Annotated in this window: 10 protein-coding genes; 2 read left to right on the forward strand and 8 right to left on the reverse strand. The window is 68.5% G+C overall.

The genetic code is table 11. The annotated features are described in order from the left end of the window. Positions 1-39 precede the first annotated feature (39 nt). Positions 40-1,062, forward strand: coding sequence for a thioredoxin-disulfide reductase (gene trxB / locus PVE36_RS16115; RefSeq protein ID WP_277453743.1), 1,023 nt, complete (start codon positions 40-42; stop codon positions 1,060-1,062). A 37-nt stretch (positions 1,063-1,099) separates the two neighbouring features. After that, positions 1,100-1,423, forward strand: coding sequence for a thioredoxin (gene trxA / locus PVE36_RS16120; protein ID WP_277453744.1), 324 nt, complete (start codon positions 1,100-1,102; stop codon positions 1,421-1,423). Between the two features lie 213 nt (positions 1,424-1,636). Here the strand turns inward: trxA and PVE36_RS16125 are convergent, their stop codons facing one another. From PVE36_RS16125 to rpmH, 8 genes are all read right to left on the reverse strand, one after another. Beyond that, the gene (locus PVE36_RS16125) at positions 1,637-2,764 is read right to left on the reverse strand and encodes a ParB/RepB/Spo0J family partition protein (RefSeq protein ID WP_277453745.1); all 1,128 of its coding nucleotides are present in this window, start codon (positions 2,762-2,764) and stop codon (positions 1,637-1,639) included. Beyond that, positions 2,761-3,873, reverse strand: a complete 1,113-nt coding sequence (locus tag PVE36_RS16130; RefSeq protein WP_277453746.1) for a ParA family protein — start codon at positions 3,871-3,873, stop codon at positions 2,761-2,763. Before PVE36_RS16130 ends, PVE36_RS16125 begins: the two co-directional genes overlap by 4 nt. A 439-nt stretch (positions 3,874-4,312) precedes the next feature. Continuing rightward, positions 4,313-4,954 carry a 16S rRNA (guanine(527)-N(7))-methyltransferase RsmG gene (gene rsmG / locus PVE36_RS16135; protein WP_346780602.1) on the reverse strand — a complete coding sequence of 214 codons (642 nt, stop codon included), beginning with the start codon at positions 4,952-4,954 and terminating at the stop codon, positions 4,313-4,315. 31 nt (positions 4,955-4,985) lie between these two features. After that, positions 4,986-5,669 carry a R3H domain-containing nucleic acid-binding protein gene (locus PVE36_RS16140; protein WP_277453747.1) on the reverse strand — a complete coding sequence of 228 codons (684 nt, stop codon included), beginning with the start codon at positions 5,667-5,669 and terminating at the stop codon, positions 4,986-4,988. A 62-nt stretch (positions 5,670-5,731) separates the two neighbouring features. Then, the gene (gene yidC / locus PVE36_RS16145) at positions 5,732-6,739 is read right to left on the reverse strand and encodes a membrane protein insertase YidC (protein WP_277453748.1); all 1,008 of its coding nucleotides are present in this window, start codon (positions 6,737-6,739) and stop codon (positions 5,732-5,734) included. After that, positions 6,736-7,068 carry a membrane protein insertion efficiency factor YidD gene (yidD, locus tag PVE36_RS16150; protein ID WP_277453749.1) on the reverse strand — a complete coding sequence of 111 codons (333 nt, stop codon included), beginning with the start codon at positions 7,066-7,068 and terminating at the stop codon, positions 6,736-6,738. The genes yidC and yidD overlap by 4 nt, the downstream gene beginning before the upstream one ends. Then, positions 7,065-7,436, reverse strand: coding sequence for a ribonuclease P protein component (gene rnpA / locus PVE36_RS16155; RefSeq protein WP_277453751.1), 372 nt, complete (start codon positions 7,434-7,436; stop codon positions 7,065-7,067). Before rnpA ends, yidD begins: the two co-directional genes overlap by 4 nt. A 10-nt stretch (positions 7,437-7,446) precedes the next feature. After that, on the reverse strand, positions 7,447-7,584 hold the full coding sequence (gene rpmH, locus PVE36_RS16160; protein WP_277238271.1) for a 50S ribosomal protein L34: 138 nt from the start codon (positions 7,582-7,584) through the stop codon (positions 7,447-7,449). Positions 7,585-8,067: the final 483 nt, after the last annotated feature.

The raw sequence follows: 8,067 nt of genomic DNA on the forward strand, positions 1-8,067 counted from the left end.
CACCGCTCCGGCACCACCTACCCCACAAGGACCGATTCCGTGGCCGACGCCAACACCTCCCCCGTCCGCAATGTCATCATCATCGGGTCCGGTCCGGCCGGCTACACCGCCGCCGTCTACGCCGCCCGTGCGAACCTCGAGCCGCTGATGTTCGAGGGCTCCGTCACCGCTGGTGGGGCCCTGATGAACACGACCGACGTCGAGAACTTCCCCGGCTTCACCGACGGCATCATGGGCCCGGACCTCATGCTCAACATGCGGGCCCAGGCGGCTCGGTTCGGCGCGGAGATCGTCACGGACGACGTCACCGCGGTCTCGCTCGAGGGTGAGGTCAAGGTCGTCACCGATGGCGAGGGCAACGAGCACCGTGCCCACTCGGTCATCCTCGCGATGGGCTCGGCCTACCGCGAGCTCGGTCTCGAGGACGAGAAGCGCCTGTCCGGCCACGGCGTCAGCTGGTGTGCCACGTGTGACGGTTTCTTCTTCCGCGACCAGGACATCGTCGTCGTCGGTGGCGGGGACTCCGCCGTCGAGGAGGCGACCTTCCTGACCAAGTTCGCCCGGTCGGTGACCATCGTGCACCGTCGCGACGAGCTGCGCGCCAGCAAGATCATGGCCGACCGCGCACACGCCAACGAGAAGATCTCCTTCGCCTGGAACTCCGAGGTCCTGGCCATCCACGGCGATGACAAGGTCTCCGGACTGACCCTGCGCGACACCGTCACCGGCGAGACCCGCGAGATCGAGGCCACCGGCCTCTTCGTCGCGATCGGGCACGACCCGCGCAACGAGCTGATCAAGGGCGTCGTCGACCTCGACGACGAGGGCTACGTCCTCGTCGAGGGGCGCTCGACCCGTACCAACGTCGAAGGGGTCTTCGCCTGCGGCGACCTCGTCGACCACACCTACCGGCAGGCGATCACGGCCGCCGGTACCGGATGCTCCGCCGCCCTGGATGCGGAGCGGTGGCTCGCCGCTCGCGACGAGGCCGCCGCGCCGGCCGAGGACCAGGCACTCACCTCCCAGGAGAACCCGGTCGCCGGCACCGTCGGCGCCCGCTGAACCCCCGAACCACGCACCACCGAGAGGAAGATTTCGCATGGCCACCACACCGACCACCGACGCCACCTTCGACCAGGACGTCCTCAAGAGCGACACCCCCGTGCTCGTGGACTTCTGGGCGACCTGGTGCGGCCCGTGCCGCGCTGTCGCTCCGGTCCTCGAGGAGCTGTCCGGTGAGTACGACGGCAAGCTGAAGATCGTCAAGCTCGACACGGACGCGAACCCTCAGATCACCGCCCGCTACGGCATCACGTCGATCCCGACCATGCACGTGTTCCAGAACGGCGAGGTCGTCAAGACCCTCGTCGGCGCCATGCCGAAGCCCAAGCTGGTCAAGGAGCTCGAGCCGTTCGTCGGCTGAGTTCCGTTGTGGCAGAACCGTATTAGCGTTCTGCTGCAGTCTTGGCACCTGGTGCCAAGGTTCGCATGGGGCGCCCCTTGGGCCTTCGCAAGCTCAGGCCCTGAGTCGGGGCACTCCCACACGAACCTTGGCACCTTTGCCGTACCCCCGGTCCGTGGATCAGGGGGCAACGATGCTGTGCCGGCTCACCCGATGTCCGGGCAAGGCGCGCTATCAGTCCTCGGCGGCGTCGACCCCCATCTGACCGAGGACTCGGTGCAGGTCCTCGCGCGAGGCGAACTCGATGGTCATCCGGCCCTTGCGCTTGCCGAGATCGATCTTGACCCGGGTGTCGAGCCGGTCGCTGATCCTGCCGGCGAGGTCGTCGAGCTGGGCGTCGCGCTCCTGACCCGCGCGGGAGGTGCTCCGTGCGGGGGACTCGGGCTCCACGCCGAGCGCCACGATCTCCTCGACGGTGCGGACGGACAGACCTTCGGCGACGATGCGCTGGGCCAGGTGCTCCATCTGGCTGCCGTCCTCGAGGGTGAGCAGCGCGCGGGCATGGCCCGCACTGAGCACTCCCGCGGCGACCCGCCGAGCCACCATGGGTGGCAGGCGCAGCAGCCGGAGGGTGTTGGAGATCTGCGGTCGGCTGCGGCCGATCCGCTTGGACAGCTCCTCCTGGCTGCAACCGAAGTCATCGAGCAGCTGACGGTAGGCCGCCGCCTCCTCGAGGGGGTTGAGGTTGCTGCGGTGGAGGTTCTCCAGCAGCGCGTCGCGCAGCAGGTCCTCGTCGTCGGTCGTGCGCACGATGGCAGGGATCGTCTCGCGGCCCGCCTCACGACTGGCGCGCCAGCGCCGCTCACCCATGATGAGCTCGAACTCGACACCGTCATCAGGCTCGACGCGCCTCACGACGATCGGCTGCAGGACGCCGATCTGCTCGATGGACTGGACCAGCTCGGCCATGTCGTCCTCGTCGAAGACGGTGCGAGGTTGGCGCGGGTTCGCCCGGATGGCGGCCACCGGGACCTCGCCGTAGGTGGCACCGGGCACCGGCGCCAGTCCGGTCCCGTCCTCCTCCATCGGCTCGTCGGTCTCGCGCGCACCACCGGTCGTCTCCGCCTCGCTGGACACGGGCGCGACCTCCGCTGCCGGAGGGGCGACCTCGACGCCCTCTCCGCCGGACTCGCCCACGGGTGTCTCGGCGAGCATCCCCGCAGCGGTGTGCGGCACAGCAGGACGCTCCTGGTCCCGGAACCAGACGTCGACCGGGCGTTCGGTCACCGGCCGGCCGGCCGTGGTCGAGTCGGGGATGAGGGCACCCAGCCCTCGGCCGAGTCCACGTCGCTTCTCGCTCATGCATCGTCCTTCGTGGCTGCGCCGCGGTGGGCGATCTCCGCCGCGGCCTCCTGGTAGCACCGGGCGCCGGTGCTCTGTGGGTCATACGTGATGACGGTCTGGCCGAAGCTCGGCGCCTCGGACACCCGCACCGATCGAGGGATGGTCGCCTCGAGCACTTGGTCCGGGAAGTGCTCGCGGACCTCCTGTGCGACCTGCGAGGACAGGCGGGTCCGCGCGTCGTACATGGTCAGCAGGATGGTCGAGACGTGCAGATCCTGGTTCAGGTGGGTCTGGATGAGGGAGATGTTGTTGAGCAGCTGACTCAGCCCCTCGAGTGCGTAGTACTCGCACTGGATCGGGATGAGGACCTCCTGGGCGGCCACGAAGGCGTTGACGGTGAGCAGGCCCAGGCTGGGAGGACAGTCGATGAGGACGTAGTCCAACGGTGGCTCGCCCGCGGAGGCGAGGTCCTCCTGGAGACCGGCGACTGCCTTGGCCATCCGGCTCTCCCTCGCCACCAGCGACACCAACTCGATCTCGGCCCCCGCGAGGTCGATGGTCGCCGGCACGCACCAGAGGTTGTCCACGTCCGGGCAGGGCCGCATGATCTCGCGGATCGGTGCGCCCTCGACCAGGACGTCGTAGACGCTCGGGATCTCCGCATGGTGCTCGATGTTCAGCGCGGTACTCGCGTTGCCCTGGGGGTCGGTGTCGATGAGCAGGACGCGCAGGCCGTTCTGCGCGAGTGCCGCCGCGAGGTTGACCGCGCTCGTCGTCTTGCCGACGCCGCCCTTCTGGTTCGACACGGTGATCACGCGCGGCTGCGCGGGGCGTGGCAACGAGGGCTCGGTCGCCGCCGACGTCTCCACACGCTCCGCCGCCTCCTGCGCAGTGGCCGTCGCCGACATGGTCTCGGTACGGTCGGTCGAAGCGGTCACGGGCACCTCCGGCGCCGGGCTCGTGGGTCGTCCGGCGAGGTCGTCGTCGGCATCGAGGGCGGTCGGCCCGTCACTCGTGGGCGGGACCTGCTCGGGGTGACCGGGCAGCCACCCGATGGGTGCGGACGTCGCCGCTGCGGGCAGTGCGGGCCATCCGATGCCCGTGACGACGGATCGTTCGCTGATCACCGAGTCATTCCTCCTGAAGGCTGGGAGCCCCGCCATACAACCCCAACCGAGGACGACACGCCAAATGACGGGCGACCCTCGAGCGGAATGCGGTGACGAGCTGCGGTCGTCCTGCGGCATCCACGTCCCGCACGCCGTTCCACGTGAAACGTCGAAGGGGTCGACGTGCGTCCCTCGCGGCTCGTCCGGGCTCGGGGAGGCTGCGTCCTGGACACCGTGAGGTCATCGCCCGAGGCAGTCCCCGAGCCGGGGCGTGGACGGTTGGCTCGCAGAGCACCCGTCGATGGCCGCGCGGTTTCACGTGAAACGGCCACCACGTGGGGCCGGTCTGCCACACACGCTGGCCCAGCGGGCGAAGGCACGCGGCGGGCATCGTCGTCGCCCGTCGCCATGGCGGCTTGTGCCGACGGGGCGACGGGTGCACGTTCCACGTGAAACGTCACCGTCGGTGACGGACGTAGCAGGTCACCGTCAGGGTCGGCGTCTCGAGCACGGCGGCTCCGTGCGAGGTCACCTCGGCGCGAACGAGGCCCTCCTTGCGAAGGGCCTTGGTGGTCGCCGCCAACTCGTCCTCAACCGACCGACCTTTGAGTGCCACGAGCTGGCCATCCTGCTCGACCAGCGGGAAGCACCACCGGGCCAGCTTGTCCAGGCGTGCGACGGCGCGGGCAGTCACGTAGGGAGCAGACAGTCGCCCGTGGAACTCCTCTGCTCGCCCACGGTGCACCGTCACGTTGTCGAGTCCGACCTCGTCGACCGTCGACTCCAGCCAATCCGTCCTCCGCTGCATGGGCTCCACGAGGTGCACATCCAGGTCCGGGCGCGCGATGGCCAGGGCGACCCCGGGGAGCCCGGCGCCGGAGCCCACGTCGATGAGGCAGGCGCCCTCGCCGAAGGCGTCCTCAATGACGGCACAGTTGAGGATGTGGCGCTCCCAGAGAATCGGTACCTCTCGGGGACCGATGAGGCCATGGCTGACACCGGTGTCCGCAAGCACCGCGGCAAACGCCTCGGCATGCGGAAGGCGCTCACCGAAGAACCGGTGAGCGCCTTCCGTGGGTGGAGGAGGGTCGATCATCATGGGCCCAGCGTTTCACGTGAAACGAGCATGGTCACGCCGAGCCCGGCGACTCCTCGTCGGCATCCGTACCACTCGTGTCGTCCCCGGGCTCGGACATGCCCTTCGCCTCCTCGCCCTCGGCGGGGTGCACGACAACGAAGCGACGCGGCTCCGTCCCGGAGGAGTCGGAGACGAGGCCACCGGCGAGCACCTCGTCGTGGACGACCTTGCGCTCGAAGGCGGTCATCGGCTCCAGGTCGTAGGACTCGCCGCTCTCCTTGACCGAGGCGATCGCGGCACGCGCCACCTCGACCAGCTCGGCTCGCCGGGCAGCCCGGTGCCCGGCGACATCGAGCATGAGACGGCTGCGGTCCCCGGTGGCGGACTGGACGGCAAGTCGGGTCAACTCCTGGAGTGCCTCCAGCACCTTGCCGTCCTGCCCCACGAGGCGGCGGGGCACGCGGCCCTCGTCGGAGTCCACGACGGCCACGGCAGCGCGGTCACCATCGATGTCCAGGTCGATGTCTCCGTCGAGGTCGGCGATATCGAGGAGGGTCTCCAGGAAGTCGGCCGCGACCTCACCCTCGCGCTCGAGCTGCCGACGGCGGCTCCCACCCTTGGCGGGGGCGGATGCGCCTGCCTCTTCCGTGCCGGCCTGCTCCTTGGCCCCGACGGCCTCGTTCTGGTCCGACTCGTCGGTGGTCGGCTCCCCGACGGGCGTGCTCTTCTCGCTCATGGTCTCTCCTGCTGCGTGGTGCGGGCGGACGGTCCCGGCGGGTCGCCGGGTCACGACCGAGGTCAGGTGTTCTTACCGGGCTTCTTCGGCGACTGGCCGCTGGACTTCTTGGCTCGCTTCTTCGACATCGGCTGCTCTCGCTGGCCGGAGAGGACCCCCTTCGTGCGCAGCTCCTCCTCCATCTCGAGGTCGTGGGCCCGCTCGCGGGTCTCCTCGTAGGTGTCGATCGGCTTGCCCCGCTTGCGGCGACGCTCCTGCATGGCCTTCTCGGCCGCAGATCCCGGCGCCGGCATGCGTCGGATGACGTAGAACTGCTGGCACATGGTCCACAGGTTCGTCGTGAACCAGTAGATGAGGACACCGACGGGGAAGAAGACTCCGGAGACGGCGAAGATGATGGGGAAGAGGTAGAGCATCATCTTCTGCTGCTGGGCGAACTGGCCCTCCAGCGCCGATGCCGGCATGTTCTTGCGCATCAGCTGGTACTGCGTGGTGAAGGTCGTCGCTGACATCAGGATGATCAGCACGACCGTGACGATCCGCACGGACCAGTTGTCGGCGGCGTTGAACTGCGCGGACAGCTGCGCGCCGAAGATGGCGGATGACTCCGCCTGGGCCGCCACGTACTGGGTGATCGGACCGATGGCGTTGGCCTGACCGGCACCGATCTCGTCGAGGGAGTTCAGGACCCGGAAGAGTCCGAAGAAGAAGGGCGACTGCGCCAGGATCGGCAGGCACGAGGAGAACGGGTTGGTCCCGCTGTCCTTGTACAGCGCCATCGTCTCTTCCGTCATCTTCTGACGGGACTCGGGGTCCTTCTTGTCCTTGTACTTCGCCTGGATCTTCTGCATCTCGGGCTGGATGAGCTGCATCTTGCGCGAGGCATGGATCTGCTTGACGAAGAGGGGAATGAGGGCAGCCCTCATGACCAGGACGAGGCCGACGATGGACAGTGTCCACGTCCAGCCGCTGGCCTCCGGCAGACCGATCGAGGTCAGTGCGCTGTGCCACAGATACATGATCCAGGCGACGAGCCACTCGAAGGGGTACATGATGTCGCTGAAGCTCACTCGGTGAACATCCTTTTGTCGGTGACGTCGCGTACGACGCCGTCGTCGTCCTCCACCCGGGCCAGCTGTGGCTTCGCCAGCTCCGGCGATCCACGGTCGGCCCACGTGGTGGGCACGTGGTCGATGCCCCCGGCGGACCAGGGGTTGCACCGCAGCAAGCGGTGCACGGACAGATATCCGCCACGCAACGGCCCGAACCGTTGCAGCGACGTCACCGCGTAGCCCGAGCAGCTCGGGTAGTACCGGCAGCTCGGTGACAGCAGCGGGGAGATCACCAGCTGGTAGGCCTTCACCAGCCAGATGAGGGGCAGCGCGAGGATCTTCATCATCGGTCCTGCCCAACGAGCAGGTGGCCCAGACAGTGCCGAAGGGCGTCGGCCAGCTCCTGCGAGGTGGCGTCCGCGGCAGGGGGGTTGGCCCGGACGACCACATCCGTCCCGCCCGGCAGGAGCGGGATGAGCAGGGCCATCTGAGCGCGCAGGCGGCGCTTGACGCGCGTGCGGGTCACGGCATTCCCCACGGCTTTCGACACGACGAGACCGACGCGCGAGACCCGGTCTCGCGCGTCGGTCCGGGTGGCGTCCGCCGGGCGGGCATGGACCACGAGGAGTCGAGAACCGCGGCGGGCGGTGCCCCGACCCCGGATCGTTGCCGCGAAGTCCGCGCGGTGCGTCAGGCGGTGCCGCGAGGGCAGCACCGTGCGCTCGTCAGGCCGAGAGCTTGTTGCGACCCTTGGAGCGACGGTTCGCCAGGATCGAGCGGCCGGCGCGGGTACGCATCCGGGCGCGGAAGCCGTGCGTCTTCGCACGACGACGGGTGTTCGGCTGGAAGGTGCGCTTGCTCATTGCAGTCTCCGATGATCGGTGGACCCGGGAGGTCCGGTGCTCAGGTCGATGGCATCGGTCGCCATCGGAAACCCACGTCGTGCCTCCCTGGGTCGATCCGGGACGAGCATGGGCATGCGAAAGCGGCCGACAGGCCTCAGACAAAGGTACGGGAGCCCGGTCTCAAGGGTCAAACCGCCCGGAGGCGACCCGCCCTCGTTCGAGGCTGCTCCGTCGCACCCCTGGACACAGCGTCGCCGAACCGACCGACGATGCCAGTGGGCGTGCCGATCCTTGCGGCGACACGCCGTGGAGGACGGATAGTTGCCCGTCTTCCAGTTGCCCAATGATGATCCAAGTTGTTAGCGTCACCCCTCATCACCTTGTCACCACTGGCGTACCCACAGATGTGGACAATGTTGTGGATGGCGACCCCTCATGGGGTTCAATGGCAGTGACGAGGACCCGACCGGCCAGGAGCCGCAGAGAAAGAGGTGTGCGCCC

This window comes from Janibacter sp. DB-40 (assembly GCF_029510815.1).
Classification (GTDB): Bacteria; Actinomycetota; Actinomycetes; order Actinomycetales; family Dermatophilaceae; genus Janibacter.